22 protein-coding genes, 1 tRNA gene and 3 pseudogenes are annotated in these 24,975 nt (G+C 35.0%); 9 read left to right on the top strand and 17 right to left on the bottom strand.

Annotated elements, in window-relative coordinates:
- Positions 1–90: 90 nt before the first annotated feature.
- Both KHA94_RS03885 and KHA94_RS03880 read right to left on the bottom strand, forming a co-directional pair.
- Complete coding sequence (locus tag KHA94_RS03885; protein ID WP_213100807.1) at positions 91–291, bottom strand: cold-shock protein; 201 nt, start codon at positions 289–291, stop codon at positions 91–93.
- 211 nt (positions 292–502) lie between these two features.
- On the bottom strand, positions 503–643 hold the full coding sequence (locus tag KHA94_RS03880; protein ID WP_420828133.1) for a YvrJ family protein: 141 nt from the start codon (positions 641–643) through the stop codon (positions 503–505).
- Positions 644–966: 323 nt separating this feature from the next.
- Here KHA94_RS03880 and KHA94_RS03875 point away from each other — a divergent pair, with 323 nt between their 5' ends.
- Positions 967–1,230: a phage holin family protein gene (locus KHA94_RS03875; protein WP_213100806.1), complete on the top strand. Its 264-nt coding sequence runs from the start codon at positions 967–969 to the stop codon at positions 1,228–1,230.
- A gap of 53 nt (positions 1,231–1,283) precedes the next feature.
- On the opposite strand, the gene KHA94_RS03870 is transcribed toward KHA94_RS03875, so the two are convergent.
- Entirely contained in the window at positions 1,284–2,975 is a 1,692-nt protein-coding gene (locus KHA94_RS03870) for a methyl-accepting chemotaxis protein (protein WP_213100805.1), read from the bottom strand.
- A 316-nt stretch (positions 2,976–3,291) separates the two neighbouring features.
- On the opposite strand from KHA94_RS03870, the pseudogene KHA94_RS03865 reads away from it, so the two are divergent.
- From KHA94_RS03865 to KHA94_RS03855, 3 genes and pseudogenes are all read left to right on the top strand, one after another.
- Positions 3,292–4,386: pseudogene (locus KHA94_RS03865) on the top strand (CdaR family transcriptional regulator).
- Positions 4,387–4,492: 106 nt separating this feature from the next.
- Positions 4,493–5,903, top strand: a pseudogene (glcD, locus tag KHA94_RS03860) (glycolate oxidase subunit GlcD).
- A complete protein-coding gene (locus KHA94_RS03855) occupies positions 5,900–7,228 on the top strand; it encodes a (Fe-S)-binding protein (protein WP_213100804.1) in 1,329 nt (442 codons plus the stop codon). Before glcD ends, KHA94_RS03855 begins: the two are co-directional and overlap by 4 nt.
- Positions 7,229–7,443: 215 nt before the next feature.
- Here KHA94_RS03855 and kynU read toward each other — a convergent pair whose 3' ends face one another.
- Together kynU and KHA94_RS03845 are read right to left on the bottom strand one after the other, a co-directional pair.
- Entirely contained in the window at positions 7,444–8,763 is a 1,320-nt protein-coding gene (kynU, locus tag KHA94_RS03850) for a kynureninase (RefSeq protein ID WP_420828132.1), read from the bottom strand.
- Positions 8,764–8,910: 147 nt separating this feature from the next.
- Positions 8,911–9,375, bottom strand: coding sequence for an NUDIX domain-containing protein (locus KHA94_RS03845; protein ID WP_213100802.1), 465 nt, complete (start codon positions 9,373–9,375; stop codon positions 8,911–8,913).
- Between the two features lie 298 nt (positions 9,376–9,673).
- Here KHA94_RS03845 and KHA94_RS03840 point away from each other — a divergent pair, with 298 nt between their 5' ends.
- On the top strand, positions 9,674–9,865 hold the full coding sequence (locus KHA94_RS03840; protein WP_213100801.1) for a hypothetical protein: 192 nt from the start codon (positions 9,674–9,676) through the stop codon (positions 9,863–9,865).
- A gap of 117 nt (positions 9,866–9,982) precedes the next feature.
- Here KHA94_RS03840 and KHA94_RS03835 read toward each other — a convergent pair.
- A tRNA-Sec gene (locus KHA94_RS03835) sits at positions 9,983–10,079 on the bottom strand.
- 147 nt (positions 10,080–10,226) lie between these two features.
- Between KHA94_RS03835 and KHA94_RS03830 the strand changes: the two genes are divergently transcribed.
- Complete coding sequence (locus KHA94_RS03830) at positions 10,227–10,652, top strand: DUF2621 domain-containing protein (protein ID WP_213101282.1); 426 nt, start codon at positions 10,227–10,229, stop codon at positions 10,650–10,652.
- 88 nt (positions 10,653–10,740) lie between these two features.
- Here the strand turns inward: KHA94_RS03830 and KHA94_RS03825 are convergent, their stop codons facing one another.
- The 3 genes from KHA94_RS03825 to KHA94_RS03815 form a co-directional block, all read right to left on the bottom strand.
- Positions 10,741–11,217 (bottom strand): CcdC family protein, encoded by a 477-nt coding sequence (locus KHA94_RS03825; protein WP_213100800.1) that lies wholly within the window; start codon positions 11,215–11,217, stop codon positions 10,741–10,743.
- A 147-nt stretch (positions 11,218–11,364) separates the two neighbouring features.
- Entirely contained in the window at positions 11,365–11,724 is a 360-nt protein-coding gene (locus tag KHA94_RS03820; protein ID WP_213100799.1) for a response regulator, read from the bottom strand.
- 234 nt (positions 11,725–11,958) lie between these two features.
- Complete coding sequence (locus KHA94_RS03815) at positions 11,959–12,666, bottom strand: cytochrome c biogenesis CcdA family protein (RefSeq protein ID WP_213100798.1); 708 nt, start codon at positions 12,664–12,666, stop codon at positions 11,959–11,961.
- 315 nt (positions 12,667–12,981) lie between these two features.
- On the opposite strand from KHA94_RS03815, the gene KHA94_RS03810 reads away from it, so the two are divergent.
- Positions 12,982–13,137, top strand: coding sequence for a Spo0E family sporulation regulatory protein-aspartic acid phosphatase (locus KHA94_RS03810; RefSeq protein ID WP_213100797.1), 156 nt, complete (start codon positions 12,982–12,984; stop codon positions 13,135–13,137).
- Between the two features lie 92 nt (positions 13,138–13,229).
- On the opposite strand, the gene KHA94_RS03805 is transcribed toward KHA94_RS03810, so the two are convergent.
- A complete protein-coding gene (locus KHA94_RS03805) occupies positions 13,230–15,020 on the bottom strand; it encodes an ABC transporter ATP-binding protein (protein ID WP_213100796.1) in 1,791 nt (596 codons plus the stop codon).
- A gap of 3 nt (positions 15,021–15,023) precedes the next feature.
- Positions 15,024–16,749 (bottom strand): annotated as a pseudogene (locus KHA94_RS03800) (ABC transporter transmembrane domain-containing protein).
- Positions 16,750–17,095: 346 nt separating this feature from the next.
- Here KHA94_RS03800 and KHA94_RS03795 point away from each other — a divergent pair.
- On the top strand, positions 17,096–17,770 hold the full coding sequence (locus KHA94_RS03795) for a DUF421 domain-containing protein (RefSeq protein WP_338030700.1): 675 nt from the start codon (positions 17,096–17,098) through the stop codon (positions 17,768–17,770).
- Between the two features lie 137 nt (positions 17,771–17,907).
- Positions 17,908–18,060: a hypothetical protein gene (locus KHA94_RS03790; protein ID WP_213100794.1), complete on the top strand. Its 153-nt coding sequence runs from the start codon at positions 17,908–17,910 to the stop codon at positions 18,058–18,060.
- A gap of 682 nt (positions 18,061–18,742) precedes the next feature.
- Here the strand turns inward: KHA94_RS03790 and KHA94_RS03785 are convergent.
- From KHA94_RS03785 to KHA94_RS03760, 6 genes are all read right to left on the bottom strand, one after another.
- Complete coding sequence (locus KHA94_RS03785; protein ID WP_213100793.1) at positions 18,743–20,206, bottom strand: transposase; 1,464 nt, start codon at positions 20,204–20,206, stop codon at positions 18,743–18,745.
- A 623-nt stretch (positions 20,207–20,829) separates the two neighbouring features.
- A complete protein-coding gene (locus KHA94_RS03780) occupies positions 20,830–21,045 on the bottom strand; it encodes a YneF family protein (RefSeq protein WP_213100792.1) in 216 nt (71 codons plus the stop codon).
- A gap of 86 nt (positions 21,046–21,131) precedes the next feature.
- Positions 21,132–21,569 (bottom strand): sporulation inhibitor of replication protein SirA, encoded by a 438-nt coding sequence (gene sirA / locus KHA94_RS03775; protein ID WP_213100791.1) that lies wholly within the window; start codon positions 21,567–21,569, stop codon positions 21,132–21,134.
- 235 nt (positions 21,570–21,804) lie between these two features.
- Positions 21,805–23,811 carry a transketolase gene (tkt, locus tag KHA94_RS03770; RefSeq protein ID WP_213100790.1) on the bottom strand — a complete coding sequence of 669 codons (2,007 nt, stop codon included), beginning with the start codon at positions 23,809–23,811 and terminating at the stop codon, positions 21,805–21,807.
- Between the two features lie 165 nt (positions 23,812–23,976).
- Positions 23,977–24,210, bottom strand: a complete 234-nt coding sequence (locus KHA94_RS03765) for a DUF896 domain-containing protein (protein ID WP_213100789.1) — start codon at positions 24,208–24,210, stop codon at positions 23,977–23,979.
- A 97-nt stretch (positions 24,211–24,307) separates the two neighbouring features.
- A complete protein-coding gene (locus tag KHA94_RS03760; RefSeq protein WP_213100788.1) occupies positions 24,308–24,964 on the bottom strand; it encodes a YneB family resolvase-like protein in 657 nt (218 codons plus the stop codon).
- Between the last annotated feature and the right edge of the window lie 11 nt (positions 24,965–24,975).

Below are 24,975 nucleotides of genomic sequence, written 5' to 3'. Positions count from 1 at the left end.
ATTTTGACAAAAAATCTAAATAGGAGTCTAGTAACCAATAAAAAACAGCCTGGTCAAGAGACCAGACTGTCGATTATTGTTATCATTCTATTATAGTTTATTTACGTTAGCAGCTTGAGGTCCACGAGCTCCTTCAACAACTTCGAAAGATACTTCTTGACCTTCTTCTAATGATTTGAAGCCTTCAGTTTGGATAGCAGAGTAATGTACGAATACATCGTTTCCGTCTTCACCTTCGATGAATCCGAAACCTTTTTCAGCGTTAAACCATTTAACTTTACCATTTTTCATGAAAAAAATCCTCCTATTGGCCTTAAGGAAGCCATGTGTTAATTCACCATTTACAACGATTATAGCTTTCACTCATCATTACACATCCAAACTATATGATGCTTTGGAAAAAAACAGCTTGCAAAAATATAATACGATGCAGAACGGCTGATTTAAATTTAGCATTATTGGAATTGAAAGTCAATATAATGCGATTTTGTTGAATTTGGCATCATTCCTTTAGTCGATCAGGCAGGACCTGTATTGAATTCACCACTAAATCTAGTTTAGCTTCTATTCGATGAAGCAGAAATAGCGTAACAACGATAGGAAAGCCGACCTCGCTTATGAATGGTAGAAGTTCTTCCATCATCTGCACTCCTCTCTATATTATTTTATTATTGCCGTAACACTCCAAAAGCTTTATCACCATCAAAAATTCGCCTACTAAACTTCCGAACTCGAATTATTAATCTAGTTACAGCTACCCATATTACCCACCTCCCTTCAATTCTTATATATTGATAAGAATGAAAAAAGGACATAGGGATTTTGGTATTTCAAAATTTATCTGTACTAGAAAAAAAGGAAATACCTATTCATAAATTTTTTCTCTTTGTACTAGGGAACAAAACAAGCAAAATGAAGCTTACATACATTAAATATTAGTACTAAAAAGAATTGGGGGTGAAATATATGAATTTATTAGAGTATTTAAATCAAAATTATCTAATGCTTGTTCCAGCTCTATGGGTTTTAGGTTTTGCCATGAAACAAACTCCAGCATTTCCAAATTGGATGATTATTTGGGTACTTCTCTTTGTCTCTATTACAGTTGGAAGTTTAACATTTGGTTTTTCCTATGAGGGACTCATAAATGGGATTACTGCTGCTGGGGTTGCAGTTTTAGGACACCAAATGGTGAAACAAGCATTGCTTGGCTCGTCTAGAAAAAAATAAAAATGAAAAATATAAAGCACTAACCGATTCGGCTAGTGCTTCTAATGAAAAATCTAAATTTTAAAATGGGACACAACAGATTGCAATTCTTCCGCAAGGTTTGCTAGAGAGGTCGCAGAAGTTGAAACCTCCTCCATGGTAGCTAGTTGTTCTTCAGTTGCTGCAGAAGCTTTCTGTGTAGCAGCCACACTTTTTTTAGCTATCACTCTAACATTTGTAATTTCAGAAATTATTTGATCACTGATAGTTAATAGCTTACCTAATGCTGAAGATACAATCTCAACTTTATTCGTTACATTCTCCATTTCTTGAGCAATTTGCGAAAAGGCAAAATTCGCTACCTCTGTTTCTTTAAGTCCTTCATTAACTTGTTTATTTCCTTCTTCCATTACGTTCACTGCCTGAGAAGTCTCTAATTGAATCATTTCAAGCATTTGCTTAATTTGATCCGCGGAATTTTTTGATTCCTCAGCAAGTTTCCGGACTTCATCTGCAACGACTGCAAAGCCTTTCCCATGCTCACCTGCTCTTGCAGCTTCAATTGCTGAATTTAAAGCCAAAAGATTGGTTTGTTCAGCGATACTTGTAATAATGCCAATAATATTACTAATTTCATTGGATCTAATCTCTAATCCTTGAATGGAAGCAGTAGCATTACCAACAGTTCGGTTTACTTCGTTAATTTGCTTAACTACATTTTCAACCGATTGGAGCCCATTATTTGTAAGACCATTCGCGTGCTCTGTTACTTCTCTCATTTCATCACTGTTTGATGTAATTTCTTTTATACTTGCAGCCATTTCACCTATTGATGTTGATACTGAACGAAAGCTTAAAAGCTGTTGTTCAATATCTGTAGCATTTTGTTGAGAAATTTGGGCAACTTGCTCTGAAGCAAGTGAGCTCTGACCAGCACTTGCAGCTAATTCCTCACTGCTAGAAGAGACAAGTACAGAAGTCTCTCTTACTTGCCCAACTACTTTTCGCAAATCATAGAGCATTTTATTAAGGGATTGAATTAAAGATCCAATTTCATCCTTATTTTTTAATTTTATTTTCCCTATATTTAGTTCACCCTTAGCCACCCGATCAATCGCATTAGCGGCTGCTATGATGGGGTTTGTTATCATTTGGCTAATGAAATATGCAATTGTAAATGCCGCTATAAAAGCAATTATATTAAATATGAGTACGAATAATTTTGCTTCTTCTACATTTTTAGATGTATTTTTACTGTTTGCAATTAATTGTTCCTCATTGTAAGTAATAAGTTCATTAGCTACTCGATCGAATTCTTGCCCTATTTCCTTAGCTGAGGTATGCACAATTTTCATATATTCAGCTTCATTTTCTTCTATTTTGAACTTGATGGCATTATTAGCATTATTCTCGAATTCCTTATGTAAGTCATGAAGCCTATTTATTAAATCATGATTCTGATTATTTTTTGAAGTTTTAACCATTTCATCCAATTGCTGATTCAATCTTTTACTCGCCATATCATAATCAGACAAATATATGGATTCCCCAAAGAGTAAATATCCTCTGATCCCATTTGACTCGGCCATTATGTCTTCTTTTAAATTTTTCAAAAGAAGAAGATTCTTTACCTTATCTTCTATTAGGTCGGAGTACTCATTATTGATCTTATTTAGTTCATAATTAGATATCACACTATACAAGGCAAATAATAAAAGAACGGATACAAATCCAAATAAAAGCTTTTTTCTTACGGTAAATCTCATTTTACTTCCCCTTTTCATGCAGTAATACGGTCATTTTTATATATTACCATAATTCCAATGCAGTTGGGGATAATTACCTATTTTTCTTCTTATTAAAAAGACCGTTCACCAAATGATGAACGGCAAATGTAGTTCACACTAACCTAAGGGAGGAGATCTTCTATACTATATTATTAAAATGTTTCCATTTAGCTTGGACAGCCTCATCCGCTTATTCATTATTTTATAAAAATATTTAATTAATTCTTACAATGTCATTATTTCGGTAATTGTTAATGCTAAAATAGATATAATTCATTTATTTAGAGGTGCAGAAATGCTTTTACCTTCATTAGCAAAAAAAATTGTCATCGAAGTACGAAAACTTTTAGATGAGGATATCATCATTGTTGATACATCTGGCATTATCATCTCAAGCACTGACAACTCAAGGCTTGGAAACTTTCATGAAGGTGCACTTTTATCCATAAAGGAAAGAAAAAATGTAATTATTACAAAAGAAATGGAGATTACATTAAAAGGGGTAAAAGCTGGCATAAATTTACCCGTCTTTTTTCAACAAAAGGTTGTATGTGTTATCGGAATAACTGGGGATCCAGAGAAAGTCTCACAATATGGGGAACTATTAAAAAAAATGACAGAGCTTTTCGTCCAAGAAAGCTATTATGCCGAACAAATGGAATGGACATCAAGAGCACTTGAAGCATTTGTCTTTGATTGGTTACAGGACAAGAATTGGACTTCTGAGTTTTATGATCGAGCATCTATACTTGGAATAAACCTAAATGTTGATCGCCAATTAATATTAGGAAGCTTTGATAACCTCCCTACAATGACCGAAAGAGAACTATGGAACCAGCTGAAACAAAGACATTACGCAGATAAAAATAATATTTTTATAAGATGGGGAAATAATCGGTTTTTATTTTTACTTACTGCTCAGAAGAAACATGCCTTATTAGATTATCTAAAGCATTTAAAAACTCAAATGGAAACAAATTTCTCAGTCAATCTCTATTTCGGTGTCGGGAAAGCAGTAAAGCCAAACAATGTAAGTGAATCATTTAATTAAGCTGATAGAGCGTTATCTGTAGCCCAAAAAACGAAATCGATCATATTTGAAGAAGATTTAAAAATAGAAATGTTATTACAAGAAGTAAGTGAAAAAACAAAAAGAGAGTTTGTACAACGAACCCTCGGAAAACTTACTTCAGAAAAAGATTTAATTGAAACTTTATATGCATATATACAAGAAAATCAATCGATAAAAAATACAGCTGACTTGCTTCACATACATATAAATACCCTACATTACCGGATAAAAAGAATTGAAGAGCTGACGAATCTTAATCCAAAGGATTTCCAAAGCTTAGTAACACTCCATCTCTCCTTGCTTCTATTAGAGGAATAAACAAAAAATACCATTTAATATGATGCATCTTTGTATGTTTCACCATAGTCAAGGCTCCTTTATTTTCATATTCTTATAAATAATAGTTTAAAAGGAGGCCTTAAACATGATCTCAATTGATGCTCGTCAAAAATTAATTGAAATTGTCGGTCCTGTAAATTTCGATGATACAAAGGTGGGTCTACTCGTATACTCTTATGATGCAACTCCCCAATTTCAAGCAATGCCAGATGCAGTCATTGCCCCGAAATACGGAGGAGATTTCAAATGTACTTACACTTTGTAATGAATATAAAATCCCTATCGTTCCAAGGGGTTCAGGTACAAACCTATGCGCAGGAACATGCCCTACTGAAGGTGGAATTGTACTTCTTTTTAAGCATCTAAATAAGATTCTTGAAATTGATGAAGAAAACCTTACTGTTACTGTACAGCCAGGTGTAATCACTCTTGATATAACGAGAGCTGTGGAAGAGAAAGGTTTATTTTATCCACCAGATCCCAGCTCAATGAAAATCTCGACGATTGGCGGCAATATTAATGAAAATTCAGGGGGACTTCGTGGCTTAAAATACGGCGTGACTAGAGATTATGTTTTGGCTTTAGAGATAGTTTTAGCAAACGGCGAGATAATACGCACTGGAGGTAAACTCGCAAAAGATGTTGCTGGGTATGATTTAACACGTTTATTTGTCGGCTCAGAGGGAACATTGGGAATCATTACAGAAGCAACACTTAAGCTGATCCCTAAGCCTGAAACAAAGAAAACGATTTTAGCACATTATACTGATCTTGAAGCTGCAGCAAAATCCGTTTCAAAAATTATTGCTAGTAAAATTATCCCAACAACACTTGAATTTCTTGACCAACCAACTCTAGAAGCTGTTGAAGCTTTTGCACAAATAGGTCTGCCAACCGATGCAAAAGCTATTCTTCTTATCGAACAAGACGGACCAGCTGAAATAGTTGCAAAGGATATCGAAAGAATTATCGAAATATGCAAATCTGAAAATGCTGTATCTGTAGAAGCTGCGAAAACGGAAGAAGAAGCAGAAGCACTTCGAACCGCACGTCGAGCTGCACTCTCTGCACTAGCTCGCTTACGTCCTACGACTATTCTAGAAGACGCAACTGTCCCTCGTTCTGAAATTGCCAGTATGGTCAAAGCAATCAATGAAATTGCAGAAAAATATAAGCTATGGATCTGTACTTTTGGTCATGCAGGTGATGGAAATCTGCATCCAACTTGTTTAACCGATACGAGAAATAAAGATGAAATTGAACGAGTTGAGAAAGCATTTGAAGAAATTTTTGCAAAATCGATTGAGTTAGGTGGTACGATTACAGGCGAGCATGGAGTTGGAGTTATGAAAGCTCCCTATCTAGAAATGAAGCTTGGCCAAGCGGGGATTGCTGCCATGCAAGCTATTAAATCAAGCCTTGATCCAAACAATATTATGAATCCTGGTAAAATATTCGCGAAAGAGACTCGAAAGCGTGTGGTGGTCTCAAAATGAGTACATTAGAGGAAAAGCAGTTAATTCAAGCGGAATTTAAAAAGCGCATGGATGAAAATAAACTCCTAAACTGTATGCGGTGCGGATTTTGTTTGCCAACCTGTCCCACTTATATTGAATCAGGGTTTCAGGAATCTCATTCTCCTCGTGGACGTATTGCTTTAATGAAGGCTGTCGTTGATGGATTAATCGAACCGGATGAGGACTTTGAACGCTCGCTAAATATGTGTCTCGGATGCCGGGCATGCGAACCGGTATGTCCTTCTGGTGTCAATTATGGCCATATGCTCGAAGAAGCCCGAGATATTATTAACCAAAACAAAAAGCATTCTTTTTCGGCAAATCTGGTTCGAAATACGGTTTTTAAAGGTTTATTTCCATTTCAGAGCCGAATACGTACATTGACAAGTCTATTAAGCATTTACCAGCAATCAGGCATACAGAAAATGGTACAGAAAAGCGGCATGCTAAAGCTATTTCCAGAGAGCCTTGCAACAATGGAGAAAATCCTTCCTAAGGTCCCAAATAGAAAAGAAATGAAACAGCGTCCAGACCATCTCGAACCACTTGGTGTAAAAAAGAAAAAAGTCGCTTTTTTTTCTGGATGTTTAATGGATTCAATGTTCATGAAAACAAATGACGCAACAATGAAGCTCCTGCAGATTGCAGGCTGTGAAATTGTCATTCCAAAAACACAAACCTGCTGCGGAGCACTACATGCTCATAGCGGTGAGAAAAATGACGCTAGAGAGCTTGCTAAAAAGAATATAACTGCATTTGAAGAAGCAGATATAGATTATATTATTACAAACGCTGGTGGCTGCGGCGCCTTTCTTATCGATTATGACCACTTGCTAAAAGATGATTCAAATTGGTCAGATCGAGCTAAAGCATTTTCAAAGAAACTGAAAGACATTTCTTCTATATTAGTAGAATTAGATTTTCACCAAAAGGAGCTTACCCTCCCTTCACAAATCATTACGTATCAGGATTCATGTCATTTGCGAAACGTCATGAAGACAGCAACCGAGCCTCGAATGCTTCTAAAAGCTATACAAGGTTCAGCTTATATTGAAATGAAAAACGCCGATAGCTGCTGTGGCTCTGCTGGCATCTATAATATAGTCGAATCAGAAATGTCTATGAAAATATTAGATACTAAAATGGTGAATGTGAAGGAAGCAAACGCAAAAACGATCGTTACAGCCAATCCCGGCTGCCTTTTGCAAATGAAGCTTGGGATCGAGCGTGAGGGACTTACAGGAAACATGAGAGCTGTTCATATTGTAGATTTACTGTTGGAAGCTGTTGGAGAAAACAGTTAAAACTTAGGTGAAGAGCCTAAGGTTTAACTGTTCTTAATATTGTAAAAAACATTTTAAGGCATTGCTGAATTGACAGTGCCTTTTATCCTTCACAAATGATAGAACTTATATTTGTAAATCTAAGCAAGACCAGTTGCTCCGATTGGATGCACCCTTAAATCGTATTAACAGGAGCATTTCCACCCTGCGGCTAATAAATGGAATTCTATTTCAGATTATGCAATTACTCCACGCTTGTTTTCAAATTGCTTATATTGTTCATTAGCCATTATGTCTTTCAAAATATCCACGGATTTCCACACATCATCAAATGAATTATATAGAGCAACTGGAGCTAAACGAATTCCATTTGGGGCACGGAAATCTGGAATCACACCATTCATTTTTAATGCTTTACAAATCCGAGCTGCTTCCGAATGTTCAAGGTATATATGTCCCCCTCGCCTTCTCTCTTCAGCTGGATTTCCAAAAGAAAAGCCATAATCTTTTAACTTAAATGAAATAAGATTCATCATGTATCCGGTCATGTGTAATGATTTATCTCGTATTTTCTCTATACCTGCTTCTTCAAACATTCCAATCGAACCGATTAACGGAGCTATACTTAATACATGAGGTGTACCAATTTGGTATGCCCCAGCATTGGCTGCATGTAAAAATATATGCTCCATATCAAATTGTTTCTCCTTTTTAGAACCAAACCAACCAGCTAGCCCAGGTTTCTTTCCAAAATGCCTCTCATTCACATATAGGCCTCCAACACCTCCTGGACCGCTGTTTAAATATTTATAATGACACCACACTGCAAAATCAACATCCCATTCATTAAAATAGTGAGGTATCGCTCCAATTGAATGACAAAGATCAAACCCTATAATAATGTCTCGTTTATGAGCTTCCTCTGTTAATCGTTTCATATCAAGAACCTGTCCGCTGCGATATAATACACTTGGCAGAACAATTAACGCTATCTCATCTGACATTGCCGCAATGATATCCTCTTCTTCTAATAACCGACCATCTCGACTTTTTACTCTTATTAAGTGTGTATCAGGATTAAAGCCTCTAAGTAGTAGCTGGCTTTGTAATGAATAGATATCTGATGGAAAGGTTAACTCGTCAGCAAGAATTTTCGACTTTTTTCCGACTGGCTCATAAAATGTTGATACCATTTGATGAAGATTTGTTGTCGTAGATCCTGTTATGATTACTTCATCAGCTGATGCATGAATTAATGGTGCAACTAAACGTCCCAAATGTTCGGATAAAGTAAACCATGGATACTTACCTTCCGTCCACCCATCAATTCCATATTGCTTCCATGAATCTAGCATTTCTAATAACGCCTTTTCTGCCCTTTTGGAAAGTAGGCCTAGTGAATTACCATCTAGATAAATCGTGCCCTCTTTCATATAAAATTCACTTCGAAAGGAACGTAATTCATCTTGTTCATCTAATAAACATGCATATTCATAAGAAGCATCGAAGTCTTTTTCGTTCAAACGTCTCTCCTCCTTTATTTTTAGTATTTTCATAAATTATTACATTTTATAGAAATTAGAACAACAGATAACATCCTATTAGGTCTAAATATAAAAATAGAATGAGGATAAGTTGTAGCTCTCCTTCATTCCTTTAAAAACCAAATCATATAATCATAATTCAATAATTTATCAATATTTTCAATTAATATCTCCTAAATATGTAGGTGTCTCTTTTCCTGCAAAATAATCCTGTAAATATCCTCTCATTGTTTGTGGGTAAATTCTATATTCAAACAACTCAGATAGAGGTAACCACTCAACTCCAAGTTGTCCATCATCAGGGTTTGTTCCGTTACCTATTTTTTTATTACCCGCTTTTATCTTACATAAAAACATATACTCTGTTTGATGTAAATGTGAATCAAATTCAAAATGTTCATGATTTTTACCGATATATTCCCGAATGAATATTAAGTCACCAACCTCTACATCGGCATTAATTTCTTCTATACATTCTCTCTTTAATGCTTCATGTAAATTTTCACCGTGCTCTTGACCACCACCAGGTAAAATATAGTAATATCCATCACGATCCTGCTTCTTTATTGCTAATAACTTTTCATCTTGAAGGATAACTGCTTTTGCTGAGTTTCTTATGCCCATGTAATTCCACCTCATTTAGAATCTTAATATTATTAAATTCTGCAGAGGGAGCTTAATCCCTCTCTAATAATTACTTCCTTCAATTAACTTTCCATGCTATTTTTTAGGATATATTAAGAAAAAATTTTTTGCATACAAACATTTACTATTTATATATTTAATAACTATTGATGTTATGATAGAGACAGGTAATGCTCCCTAATATTTTTCGATTTCTTAATGAATTTCTATAAATTATATGGTGAAAAAAATTAATATCAAATGATATAAAGCAGAATAATTCAATAGAGGTTAGTCAATGAAGAAATATGAGCTGAAAAATGATTTTAAAGGTATGAAAAAGGGAACGAGATTTTACGTTATTGCTGAATCAGAGTTTATAGGTGTAAAAGAATTTGTATTACGCACTCAAGATTTTTTACATAGGATAACGGTTACAGAGGGAGAGCTGATGAACAATTTTATTTCTGTAGATTATTTCAGGCAGTAATTGTATGGAGTATAATTTCTATCAAGAGATTTGTGAAGATTATAGAGGTTAAGAAAGTAGTAGAGAAGAGATAGCTTAGACTCAACCATCAGAAGGAAGCCATAATAGCAATAATTATGGCGGGACTGCCTGGGAATCGAACCCAGCTAACCTGGCACGCAGGTCACAGATAGTTTTGAAGACTACGGAGGACACCAGTACCCCAATCAGCCCCATTAACGAACATGTTAATTATATTATTTTCATGTAACTTGAACAAGAGGAAGTTCTGAACTTTATGTGAAATCGACTACCTTGTCTTCGTATAACTAACCGTTTATAATCAAAATAGGAAAATTTATGTGTAGGTGAATAAAAAATGATGCTTGAAGGCTGGTTTTTGTGGTTTATTCTATTTTGGGTAGTCATATTAATTTCCTCTTTTGCAATTGGCGGATTCTTTATGTTCCGAAAATTTTTGAAAAAGATGCCCAAGGAAGATGGAAAATCCGATATGGATTGGGAAGAACACTATGTAAATGAAACGAGAAACCTTTGGAAACAAGAGGAAAAAGTTATGTTAGAAGAATTAGTGAGTCCTGTTCCGGAATTATTTCGAGATGTCGCACGTCATAAAATTGCAGGTAAAATTGGAGAACTAGCATTAAAAGAAAATGCTCCATCAATAAATAAAGATTTAGTCATTCGCGGATATATTTTAGCAACTCCAAAGCGAGATCATAAGTTTTTAAGAAAGAGATTAACTGAGAAACAAATTAATATGGCTCCTTATGAACATCTTTTTTAACCATTCCAATTTTAAGGAATGGTTTTTTATTTCAAAGATTTTTAGAAATGAATAAGCCACTGAAGGATTTCAGTGGCAATAAATTTCCTCATAGTTTTAATCCAATTAGCTGCTGCTGTAACTTACGAAAATCATAATACATCGCTAAACGCCATGGAACAATCATCCCAAAGGCGAGAATCCAAAACATACCACTTAATTGACCTACATCAATGGACGAGCTTAACATAAGCTTTCCAGCAATTCTAAGAATAAGCAATCCAATTAATATAAAAATAAATGCCCTCGAACGCTTTAAAAAGATTTGATTATCCCTTATTTCAAATTTAGATGTTTTAATCAACAAAATGGAGAAAAGCATTCCTACTGTTGCAGCCTCTAATATTTCAAGTGGAGTAACTCTGAAATAAGGAAATATAAACATTAGAGCGCCAGTACTCATGAAAATCGGCGGTAAAATGATTTTTTTTGCAGAAGCCGGCTTTTTGGAAGCCTTCATACGGAGGAACATGACAAATACAGCCATGCATACGGCCCCAACTGATGTTATTATAACCATGTCCATAATCTTACATCCCTTACCCTTTTATTTTCATTTCTCATTATATCTTATGATAGTGATAGGAGGAAAGTGAAAAATAAAAGCTGGCTCAAGAGATTCCCTAAAGTAGGTATACACCTGCTTTGGAATCGCCGAGTCAGCTTATGTAAATTAACTTAATACTCTATTTACCGCTTCCATTACGCGCCCATCATCAAACGGCTTTACAATAAAGTCCTTAGCACCTGATTCAATCGCTTCAACAACCATTTTTTGTTGTCCCATTGCTGAACACATTATTACTTTTGCACTAGGATATTTTTTTTTAATTTCTTTTACTGCCTCAAGCCCACTCATTTCCGGCATTGTAATATCCATTGTAACTAAGTCTGGCATTAATTCTTCATACAGTTGAACTGCGTCCTTCCCAGTTTCTCCTTCACCAACAATTTCATGATTAGCTTTTTTTAGTATATTGGATAATGTGATTCTCATAAATTTTGCATCATCCACTATTAAAATTCTTGCCATCGCTGTTTCCCCCTCGACAACTGCATCGGAAGTTCAATCTCAAAATCAAAAATAATATTTCCTTAAATTTAAGAAAATGGATAGTTAATAACATTCATACCTGATAACACTAAGAACACTTATTAAAATATAGCGAAAATTATGTGAAAACTCAATTTAAAGCGCACGACAAATTTCGCCTACTTTTTTAAACGTTTTTCACCATTCTATGAAATGAGTAATAATTACGTTTATTTAAAAGCCTGTGAATCCACCAAATAAAGGAGAAAGAATGGCAATGATTTTGGTCATCCAGTCAAAGAACAAGACAACTCCCATAACCATCATGATATAACCACCTATCTTCATTATTAGAAGACTGTTTCTTCGAATCCAATTCATTTTGCCAATAAAGAAGGATAGGATAAAAAACGGTATAGCAAAACCTAGAATATAAGCAATCATATAAACCATTGCCGAATTTGGGTTCGAAACGGCAAGAGAAAATACCGCACCTAAAATAGGACCTGTACATGGTGTCCACCCAGCTCCAAAAGCCATTCCTATTAAAATAGAACCCAACAACCCCGAAGGACGGTTTTTAAACTCAAATCTTTTTTCCTTCATTAAAAATTCTGGTTTAATAAACCCTACAACCATTAAACCAAAGAAAAAGATAAAAATAGCACCGATCTGTCTAATCAAATTTTGATAATCAATAAAGAAGGTTCCCAGGAAGGAAGAACTAAAACCAATCGCTATAAAAATTAGAGAGAACCCAATAAGAAAAAACAATGTATGTAGCATACTTCTTCTTTGGAGCATTGCATTTTCCTCTTTTAGCTCACCAACAGACATACCGGTAATATAGGATAAAAATGCTGGATACAAAGGTAAGCAACAAGGAGAAATAAAGCTTAAAAATCCCGCCGCTAATGCAATGAACACATTCAAATCTGTCATGTAAACATCTCCCGTTCAAAACAATTCATCTTTCATTTTAACAAATCTTCCTATGAAATGATAATGTTTAGTTTTGAATATTTTGTGTCGTCAAAGATAGAACCGTTTCAAAAAGTTTATTCTAAACTATTGTAACTTCTGTAAAAAATATTCATTTAAAGCATATCTTTCTTTTGAATTATTTCCCATAATTAGTTATACTATAGAATGTGTTAAACAATATTTGATATAATCTTTCATTCTTTTACTTGGATTCAATCATTTTAGACACTACACTGTAAATTTCTTTAATAACGACTGAAAGGATAACTCGACGTGTCGAATAAAGATTTACTTTCACTAATTGAACAAAAGAGGCTTGAATTAATACAAGTTGCCATGAAAAATGGGTTAGCTTCCTCTACAGCTATTAGTTACAGCCAAGAACTTGATCGTTTACTCAATGAATATAATCGACATTATAACAAATAAATCCCAACCCATTAAATAAACCAGCTCAGGTGATCATTCTCCAAGCTGGTTTTTCTTTTTATTATGATTATTACATCATTACTCATAATAAATTAAACAGCATCTTCCACTTTTTCCATCGAACTATTTTGCAGCAAATACATTTTATGATATAAACCTTGTTCTGCAAGAAGCTCTTGATGGTTTCCTCTTTCTACAATTTCTCCTTGGTGCAGGACTAGAATCTGATCAGCATCTTGAATAGTGGACAAGCGATGCGCAATCGCAATTGTCGTTCTTCCCTTTCTCATTTTCTCTAACGCAATTTGAATAGCCTCTTCTGTTTCTGTATCAATATTGGCTGTCGCTTCATCGAGAACAAGAATTTTTGGATTTGCCGCTATCGTTCTTGCAAAAGCAATTAGCTGCCTTTGACCGCTTGAAAACGTAGAGCCTCGTTCCACTACTTGCTGATTATAACCATTCTCTAATTTTTCTATAAAACCATGCGCCTGCACGAATTGTGCTGCAGCTTCGATTTCAGAATCGCTTATACTTTTATTATGAAGACAAATATTGTCCTTGATCGTTCCATAGAAGAGAAAAGGATCCTGTAACACTAGCCCCATTTTATCCCGCAATTCAGCTTTTCCGTAGGACTTGATTGACTGCCCATCAATCAAAATATCGCCTCTTTCAAATTCATAGAATCGCATCATTAAATTAATGATTGAGCTTTTTCCGCTTCCAGTGTGGCCGACAAGCGCGACGGTTTCCCCTGGTTTTGCGGTAAATGAAATATTTTTTAATATATCTCTTTGGCCATCGTAGGAAAAACTTACATTTCGAAATTCAATTTCACCTTCTTGAATATGTCTATTTTCACCATCTTGCTGTGCTGGTGCAAGTTCAGACTCATCTAATAATTTGAAAGCTCTTGATGCAGCCACAATTGCCTGCTGATACATCGAAAGCCTCATCATCATTTGGTTTACAGGCTCAAAAAATCGGTCTAAATAACTTATAAATACATAAATAACCCCGATTTCAATCGTGCTATTAAAAGAAGTTATTCCGAAAAAACTTAATATTAGAATTAAGGCGAAGAAATATACGAGATCGATTGCTGGTCTTAATAATAAACTATCAATCTTAATATTTTTCATACCAGCCTTATAATGCTGATCATTAATATCTCCAAATTCTTTTCTCAAGCGCTTTTCTTGACGAAAAACTTGGATAATCGCCATTCCTTGGAGAGATTCGCTTAATTTCGCATTCAGCTGGCTTAGTCGCTCCCTCATACCCTGGTAAATTAGTGAACTATACTTTCTATATGCTTGCATAATAAAGAAAAGAATTGGCAATATCAATGTACAAAATAAAGCCAATTTTGCATTTAATATAAACATAGCAATTAAAATACCAATGAGTAAAAACGCTCCTTGAATAAAGGTAACGATGACACTAACAAACATATCTTTTATTGCTTCTGTATCATTTGTTACCCTTGAAACGATGCTGCCAGCTGGTGTTTTATCAAAGTATTTTAACCCAAGCGACTGAACCTTTGTAAACACATCAACACGGAGCTGCTGAATAATCTTCAAGGCAATCTCCTGAAACTTCAATAATTGAAAGTAAGAAACAAGTACATTCATTATTTGAATGCCGATAAATGCTGCTCCAAGTGTAAAAAGCGGTTCAAAAGCTAGATTTCGTGGCCCTAAATGATCATCGATAAATATTTTTATTAATATTGGTCCGAGTATGTCTCCTATGGTAGCTACTAGCAATAACCCAAATGCTAGGGCCATCGTTTTCATGTGCGGTTTTGCGTAGGAAAGAAGTCGAAAAAGAATTTTACGCTGTTCTTTCCCATTTATTGCGGTTATCTTTTCCATTATCTATCCTCCATGCTCCACTAGCTCTTCTAGCTGTTGATGTAAGTACATGTCTTTATACCAGCCATACTCACTCATTAACTGTTCGTGAGAACCCCTTTGTACAATTCTTCCTTCTTCAAGAACGATAATCAAATTAGCATGTTGAATAGTACTCAAACGATGAGCTGTAATGATCGTTGTTTTTCCTTCTCTGTTTTGCCTCAATGCTGTTAAAATTGCTTCCTCCGTTTTTGCATCAACAGCAGACAATGAATCATCTAGAATTAATACTTCTGGATCCATTAATAATGCTCTTGCAATGGAAATTCGCTGCTTTTGTCCTCCAGAAAGCGAAACGCCTCTTTCACCAACGATCGTTTCGTATCCATCTGTAAATTGCAAAATATCTTCATGAATATTCGCAAGTGTAGCTGCCTCATGAATCTCTAATTCATCTGCGAAAGGGTTTGTAAATGCAATATTCTCAGCCACTGTTGCAGAGAATAAAAAATGATCCTGAGGAACATAACCAATTGATTCCCTTAGCTTTTCTAATTGGTAATGGCTTAACGGGTTTCCAGCGAATTCAATTATGCCATCAAAACCTTCAAACTCACGAATAAGCAGCTTTAAAAGTGTTGTTTTTCCAGCGCCAGTTCTGCCTACTATTCCTAAGGTTTCCCCTCTTTTTAACTCAAAGTGTATGTCCTTTAGTAATGGCTCTCTTTCCTCTGGATAAGCAAACTCTGAAATATTAAAAGTAATATCTCCACTAGGCACAAGCTCAAGAGCATTCGGATCATCATTAATGTCTATCTTTTCTGCCAGCAAAGCCGATATACGATCATTAGAAGCTCTGCCTCTCTCTACAATGTTAAATAACCAGCCAAAAGCAAGCATTGGCCAAATAAGCAGGGTTAAGTAAGTAGTAAACGACACAAGCTCTCCAATGGTTATTTCTTCAATCAGAACGTATTTTGCTCCAAAGGCAATGGATAAGAAAAAGGATATCCCAACAATAATCGAAATCGTCGGATCAAATAATGAATCAATTTTGGCAACAGAAACATTCTTTTGAACAACATCCTCAGATTGTTTTCTAAAATCCTCAATATCTTCAGCTTCTTGGCCGAAAGTTTTAATCACCTTTATCCCCGTTACACTTTCCTGTGTTTTATCGTTAAGAGATGAAAAGGCTTCCTGAGCTTTATGAAATCGCTTATGAAGCATTGTTCCATACCAGCTTGTTAAAAGAGCCATTAAAGGCATCGGAATCAAACTAATTAATGTCAGCTTCCAACTGATCGTCGCCGCCAGTAGCCATTGAGTCAACTAGGGTCAAAACACCAGAGCCAGCTGTTTGCTGAATAGCCTGTAAATCATTGGTTGCATGTGCCATCAAATCTCCCACCCGTTTTTTCTGATAAAAGGATTGGGACATTGATGTAAAATGATGATAAAGCTTATTCCTTAATATTTTTGATAGCTTTACAGCCGAACCGAATATCATGATCCGCCAATAATAACGCAATATATACATTAAGGCTGCCGTTGCAATTAACACACCTATTAATAACGAAAGGGTATCAGTTGTCAACGTATTCTCCTTTATATGGTCTACAAATAGTCCAATCACCTTAGGAGGCACTAGCTGAAGCATGGCTACAAATAGCAGCATCAAAGTTCCGATCATATAAGCTTTTTTCTCTTGTTTAAAAAACCACATTAAATCTAAAAACACTCTCATTTTACTGTCCTCCGACACATAAATAACCAGCTTTGAAATTCAATCACTTCATACCTAATACAATTATCTCTATTGTGATAGCTTAAATAGTTTATCAAATATTACAAAAATAAGGAAGATTTTTATTTCACTTAAATCGCGAAGACTTTTATTTCGAAAAAAGGCATGCAAAAAAAGAAAAAGCACTCAAGGCTGAGAGCTTTTACACCATTTTTTTGTTTGTTCATGGCGTATATCATGATTGAATAAAGAACGAATAAGGGACATAAAACTTGTATATTTATTGCTCATATTTAGCATAATAGTGATGCAGTAAAAGATTCTGGAGGAATCAAATTTGGATGGAATGAGTTTTGGTTTTATAATTATGAAATTGATTATTGGACTTATTTGTTTGTATTTTATTCTTATTGTGACTGGAAGAAAATCATTTTCTCAATTAACACCACTTCATTTTATTTTTATACTACTTCTTGATGACTTTTTAGGACATGTTATATATGAAAATGACGTAAGTATTTTTAAATTTTTATTTGCAATCGGATTTTGGACTTTGTTAATATTGACTCTGGATTTTATAACGTTAAAATATACAAAAATTAGAAATTTATTACACGGGAATCCAGTTATTATTATCAGAAATGGAATAATCGATCGAAACGCTGTTAAAAAAACAAAGCTGGACTTGAATCAAATATTAAGTTTGTTACGACAAAAAAGTGTATTTTCAGTAAGAGAAGTTGAATTTGCATTATTAGAGCCTAATGGACAAATTAGTATCTCGCTGAAATCTAAATACAAACCCCCAAGTATTGGAGATTTTAATCTTCCCGAAAGAAAAGTGAATTTGCCATTAACACTAATTATGGATGGAAACATATTACGGGATAATTTAAAAGAATGTGGAATGGATGAAAAATGGTTACTAGATGAATTATGTGCTAAAGGATTTAATAATACTAATAATATCTATTATGCTGAATGGAAAGAAATTGATGGATTACATATATCCCCAAAATAATAGTATGTTGCATTTTAAATTATTGAAGAGGTGATTTATTACCACTTCTTCAGTTGTGAATGAGATGAATATTAAAAGTAGTTTGATAGATACAGATGATAAAAAAATAAATTGATTCATTTATAAGGTGCTAGATAATGAATAAACTTGTAGTTAAATTTGATCAGTATGACAAGGAATATAATCAGGTAGAGACGCATGCAGAGGAAGTTGTAGATGGAGGTCTTCTTTTATCTGTTAGTTCCGAATATACTATTTCTTCCTTCATACTACTTTCTCCTCGTTTTTGAATTGTAGTCACCTACTTCCTGTTTTATTTAATAATGACATTATCTAATCCAATGTGAGATAATCCAGTACCTATATAGGATAAAAATTAATGTCCTGATGTTTCTTTTTCCTTAAAATAATGCTTTTTGATCCTTTCGTATTAAATTAATATTCTTTTTATAGCTGGACAGATAATGACAATTCATTCCTTATTAGCTTTTCCATTAACTAAGAAAGTCGTTTCCTTTACATTTTTAGATTGAAGCCCTCTAATTTCCATCGCTCGAAGCCCAAAGTCAGCCATCAATGCAATTATTGATTTGTTCTTTACTACTAGGAAAAAGCCTCTAACATACTTTGTACCTTATATTCAGTAAATTGCGTTAATACCTTGTTAGTGGATTTTGGATGTTCTACTTTTTTGCAATATTCTCTTTTAAATACTCTTCCTTTACACACCAAGAAAAGAAAGAACGAATCAACTTGAACATGGATACTATAACATTGTGGTTCTGAAACTCCCATAGCTAAAGCAACGGGGTTCTTGAGCGACTAGCTTGTTTCTTCTATACTCTCCCCTGCTTTAATATACAATAGGGTACAACATACAGACACTACAAAGCGTTTGCTCAAGACTTCTACAGCCAAACACCTCAGCGGTGCTTATCGACTGCATGGGCTCGTTTCTAACCCAACACTCCTTTAAATTCCAAAACTACTTATTTTGTTTTGATTACTTGATTTTATTCGTATAATTTCTATGTCATGTAGTTTCTTAAAATGATCATATTCATCCATACATAAATACCTATTAATGCTATCAAGAGATTCCGTTACATTTTTTATGAGATAAGCAGAGTACAAATCACGTTGGACACGTTCATTTCTTATAAGATTCCATCTTTCAGACAAGGATTTCTTTTGAAAGGTGTCCGTCTCGTGATGATACTGACTAGCTTTTACCTTCGAGGTGTTGATCTTTTTCAGTTCTATGCCGAAGATAGATAGCTTTTGTTCTAAAATGGTTATAAGCATAGAGGGCGCTTTCCTAGCTATAGATTTTCCAAACCGTTTCTTTCGGCTGAAACGTCCGTTCTTGTTTCTAGTTGTTTCTTTTGCCCGTTTTTGAAGGGCTTGAAAATTCATGGTTTCAATAAAGAATTCATCACCTTGCTCTAATATTTGATTAGCTAAAAGGCAATGGTCTTGTTTTCGATAGACGGAAAGAAGTCGATTTATCTCTTGAAATGTTGCCTTTAGCTTGCCGTATCTTTTGGAATGCACCCATTTCTTTGAGGAACGATTGATGGTTCCGTCTTTATTAAACTTCTCTGGATTCATGGCCCTTCGGCTTCGGTCCATGGACCGTTGAATTAGACGGATTTCTTTTTGAATATGTATGACACTGGGAGCTAGTTCAACTAAAGATGCTTTAGAATCTGACACAATCGCGGCTGTTTGTGTACCAATGTCAATGCCAACTCTGCCTTTTCCAAGTTTGCCTTTTATTCCAACTTGATTATATTTTTGAGGAGGTGTACCTTCCAAGATCAGTTGAATTTGATATCGAATGGTTCCTTTCATAAAGGTTCGCAAAATCCGGGAATATTTTACTCTGCTTTCTAGAGCAAGAAACGCATAGTCATCCTTTGGTTTTATTCGAACAGGCAACTCTAATCCCAGCCAATAAATCTTTCTGTCCTTATAACGAATCCCAGCGGCGTTCGTTTTTCCCTCTACAGAATTCAATTTTCCAAATCCTTTAAAAGAAACTTTTGTCGCCATCCCTATTTGTTTCTTTTTAACTGTATGAAATGCACGAGATGCGAGTTTTTGAGCTGTATGGGAATCGATTAAATGTTTAAATCGAGTTTGCATGGACTTTACATATGTATGGAGTGCATATTCCTCCAATTTAAATCGTTTGTGCAAATGACGGAATGTAGTGGATCGTAGTTTGCGTTCTGATGGGGTCGATGAAGGAAGTTTACGGGCTTTCTGATAATCCTTAGATTCTTGCATGACTCGCAATCGTTTATCCGCTACTGCTAAACATGCATTATAGATTTTTCGAGCAATCTCAAACCTTTTTTCAAGAATATGGGCCTCATGATGTCGAGTTTGAAGAGGAAGTGTTAATACATAACTGGACGTAGAAGAAGCCATGCAGCAGCCTCCTTTCCTTCTCATGCATTTTATTGATTATTCACCACAGTTGGAACCTAAAGACCATTTCTAACATAGTATATCAGATTCAAAGAATAAAGAACATATGTTTCTGTACGAATTTTCAGATACTTGAAGTTCCGCTAACGATTTTGACCTTTTAGCGGTACTCCGTATCTGACCTCACTTTCATCCCGCGTCTAAAGACGGGCTATGCCCGGTGTGGGCTTTCTCGTTCGGGAAATCTGTAATCCAGATATTTGTTTTAATCTCCTATAAGCTAATAAATCATGAACAGTTATAGTTTCTAATTCTGATATCCCCATTTCACTATTAGAAACTCTTTTTAGTTGCCTTAATTCTTTATTGTCTTTTTAGTAAATCCTTTTGCTCGGCAATGATTAAAATATTCTTCTAATAACAACAAAAAAACCACCCATTCTGCTGAATCTTTTAACAGAAAAAGTGGTTTTAAGTTGCAAATAAGACAGTTTCACCAATTTGTATCAAAATTTCTGAGGAAGGATACACCTTTGGACCTTCTTTTTAAGAAAAATTAATCATCATAATGGTAATTTATCATGCAATAATCACTTAAATATAAAGAGCTAGATCGTACACCATTATTTTGTTTGTTTGTTCATGGCGTTCATCATCTGATTGATTTTCTTTTGCGAAGGTTTTTGACCCATTTGCATCATCATCATTTTTAACATTTGCTCATTAATTGGCGGATTTTTCTTTAAATAGCTCATCATGTATTTTCGAGCGATGAAAAACCCTAGGGCTACACCAGCAATAAGTGCCAGTAGACCAACTAGAATAAATTGCCAAACCATACAGACTTCCTCCTTCATGTTGTCTATCATACAGTGTACTAGACAAAAGGCTATTATACAATATTTGCTTGATTATTTTATCATTTTTAAACTAATTTTCTTTCCTTAATTGGTTTAAGCCAGCCATATCGATGATGTTTCATATCAATTGCTAAGAACGAGGTTTCACTTTTTCGAAGCACTTCAAAAAAACATGTTTCTGCATCATAATTCCCGCTCGCCTTTAATATCAAGTACTTATCTTTTATTTCAAGGCTGGCCTTGCTTCGTTTTCCTTTTTCAATATAGTATGCACCTTTTTTTGTTTGAAAATCTTTCTTTCGATACAGTTGTTGATTAATATATTGGTGTAATTTCAATCCCGGTATCGGCTTTGTTATATATTGAATTTGTTTTGCAAGGATGGATTTCAATGATCCAGTCGAATTCTCATACTCCTGAAATAGCTGAAAAAACATCCTCTCTCTCCCAAAATAGTGAGAGGCAAACTCTTCCTCTATTAAATATAACTGATAGGCTCTCATTTAAACCACTCCTTCCGGGATAACCCCCTTTCATTCATTATAAAGAAGTGAAATTGAACAATGTGTCTGAAGACGTCAAAAAATTCAGTGTATTTTGTCGAATAGAATCCTTTTTACTAGTAAAACATGATGTTAGCCAATTTTTCCATCAAATTACTTTGTTTTTCTGATATAAATTGAAACTTTCATAGTAGTATAAAAAAGAAGAGCAAAATTCGCTCTTCTTCGATTATCATTAATCTTGTAATAATTGCTTTACGCGTCCAACTACATTATCAACCGAAAATCCGTATTCCTCCATGATTTTCTCACCAGGAGCAGATGCACCAAATTGATCAATTGAAAGCACTTCACCTTCATCTCCAGCATATCGGTGCCAGCCTAATGAAGAGCCCATTTCAATTGCTAATCTTTTCTTTACATCTTTAGAAATAATACTTTCCTTGTATTCCTTCGTTTGCGCTTCAAATCGGTCCCAAGATGGCATGCTGATAACTGTAGCGGATATCCCTTCAGCCTCTAATGCTTTTTGAGCATCCACAGCCAAGTTTACTTCTGAACCTGAGGCAAGTAATAATACATCTGCCTTTTCTTTACTTGCAGGGGATACAATATATGCGCCTTTTGAAACTCCCTCGTATGCTGCTACATCTGTGTCTTTTAATGTTGGAAGGTCTTGACGAGTTAAAACGAGTGCTGTTGGTTGATCTGTTGATTCAACAGCTAGTTTCCAAGCTGCAGCTGTTTCATTTCCGTCTGCAGGACGAATGACAGATAAGTTAGGCATTGCACGTAATGCCGCTAATTGCTCGATTGGCTCATGTGTTGGGCCATCTTCTCCAACTGCAATACTGTCATGAGTAAAAACGTAAGTTACTGGAAGCTTCATCAATGCAGCAAGACGGATAGCAGGGCGTAAATAGTCAGAGAATACAAAGAAAGTTCCTCCGAATACTTTCAAACCTCCATGAAGGGCCATACCATTTAGAGCGGCTCCCATTGCAAATTCACGAACACCGAACCAAATATTCCTTCCATCAAAAGTTTCAGGTGTGAAGTCCGATGTTCCTTTAATCATAGTCTTATTCGAGCCAGCAAGGTCTGCAGATCCACCCATAAATGAAGGTAAGTTCTTAGCGATTGCATTCAATGCTTCCCCAGAAGATGCACGGCTTGCAAGACTTTTCCCTTCCGCATAAACAGGTACTTCATGATCCCAACCCTCTTTAAGATCACCATTCATGACTTGTTCGAGCTGTTTAGCAAGTTCTGGATACTTATTTTTATATTGAGAGAAGGAATCCACCCATTCTTGTTCTTTCTTTCCACCTTGCTCAGCTACATGCTTATTGAAATGATCATATACTTCTGTAGGAACATGGAAATCTTCTTCAAATGTCCATTCATATGCAGCCTTTGTTAATTTTAATTCGTTTGCACCTAGTGGAGCACCATGAACATCTGATTTTCCAGACTTATTCGGTGACCCAAATCCAATCACTGTTTTTACTTCAATTAGTGTTGGATGGTTCTCATCTTGTTTTGCCTCTTCAATTGCTTTAGAAATCTCGTCTAAATTATTCCCATCTTCTACCCTTAAATATTGCCAGCCATATGATTTAAATCTCTGTTCTACACTTTCTGAGAAGGACTTATTTAAATCACCGTCAAGTGAAATATCATTGGAATCATAAAGTACTATTAATCTTCCAAGCTTTAAATGGCCAGCAAGTGAAGCAGCTTCAGCTGACACACCTTCCATTAAATCACCATCACCGCAAATACTGTATGTATAATGATCAATCATTTTAAATTGGTCTTTGTTATAAACAGCTGCTAAATGACGCTCTGCCATTGCCATTCCAACAGACATGGCAATTCCCTGTCCAAGAGGACCTGTTGTTGCATCAACTCCTGGTGTATGAGCAAACTCTGGATGTCCAGGGGTTTTACTTCCCCATTGTCTAAAATTTTTAATATCATCCATAGTTACATCATAACCAGACAGATGAAGTAGGCTATATAATAGCATTGAACCGTGTCCTGCAGATAGGACAAAACGGTCACGATTAAACCAGTTTGGATTATTTGGATTTTGGTTCATAAAACGAGTCCAAAGGGTGTAAGCCATTGGAGCAGCCCCCATCGGCATTCCTGGGTGACCTGAATTAGCCTTTTCTATAGCATCGATAGATAAAGTACGAATGGAGTTTATCGATAAAGCATCAATTTTATCAAACATATTTTACATCCTCTCTGCATGTATTATTACACTTCTAATATTATAGTCAGGATCATTTTAATACAACATATTGGGTCAAATAATTATAAAACAGTTAGTCTTTATTTTGTCACAATATTAAAGGGATATGTAAAGAAGGAATACAAAATCGATGTATTCCTTCTATTAATGCAATTGATCTTTATCTTGTATCTTTTTTAATTTGTTTGGAGTTACATCATTTCCTTGAGGGTCGATGATTGTAACCCCTTTAAGGGTGGTTAACATAGAAGAACGAAAAGTTTCTAAGTATTCCCTTCTAAGAGTGGATTGTTCCTTCGCTTCATCCTTAGTCAAACCGGTTTCTTTCGCCTTCTTTGCGAGTGCATTAATACGATTTAGTTTATCTTTTGGCAGCATTATTTAAGCTCCTTTAAAATTTCATCGAATCCAATTGCCATCTTACTAAAAAAGAGCGCATTTGACAAGAAATGCACCCTCATAAAATCTTATAAAATTATTCTTTGCTTGTTGAAATGGAATCAATATATTCTTGATATCGTCTATGTACGGTTGCCTTTGAAATTTTGTAACCAAAACCTCTTAATGTTGCTGATATTTCTGAAAATGTTAATTCATTTTTCCGTAGGCGTACGATTTCTTCAATTGGAACTTCAATTCGTTCCCTTCCCGAATTGACTCCCGTATTTGATAAGTTATTTTCAGGTCTATAACCATTTTCAATAGCACGTTTCATTCCACGTTTAATTTTAATATTATGTAGCTTTCTTTGGTATTCTTCCACTATACCAACTATATTTAATACCATTGAGTCAGATTCAGATAGCTGAAGCTCTCCATTGTGAGAAATACTATAAAGTAAAACCTCTTCTTTAAGAATACAATGAAGAATAGCGATTTTTGCATTACCTCTTCCTATCCTAGTTTCATCCTGTATTAAAACTACTTGAACTTCCTTTTTTTTAATAAGAGAAAGCAATTCTAGTATTCCATCTCGTTCTAGATCATAACCACTTGCTTGTTCACGAATCACTTTAGTAATTTCAAAATTATTTATCTTTGCAAGCTCAGTTAACTCTTCCTCCTGTCTAGAAAGTGATGTTTCCTGTGATTCTTTTGTTGTACTAACCCTGCAGTAGATGATTGCTTTCATAAGTAATTCCT

It is taken from the genome of Cytobacillus citreus (assembly GCF_018343665.1).
Lineage (GTDB): Bacteria > Bacillota > Bacilli > Bacillales > Cytobacillaceae > Cytobacillus > Cytobacillus citreus.
The sequence above is the reverse complement of the archived record's forward strand: the minus strand, read 5'-3'. Positions and strand labels throughout refer to the sequence as shown.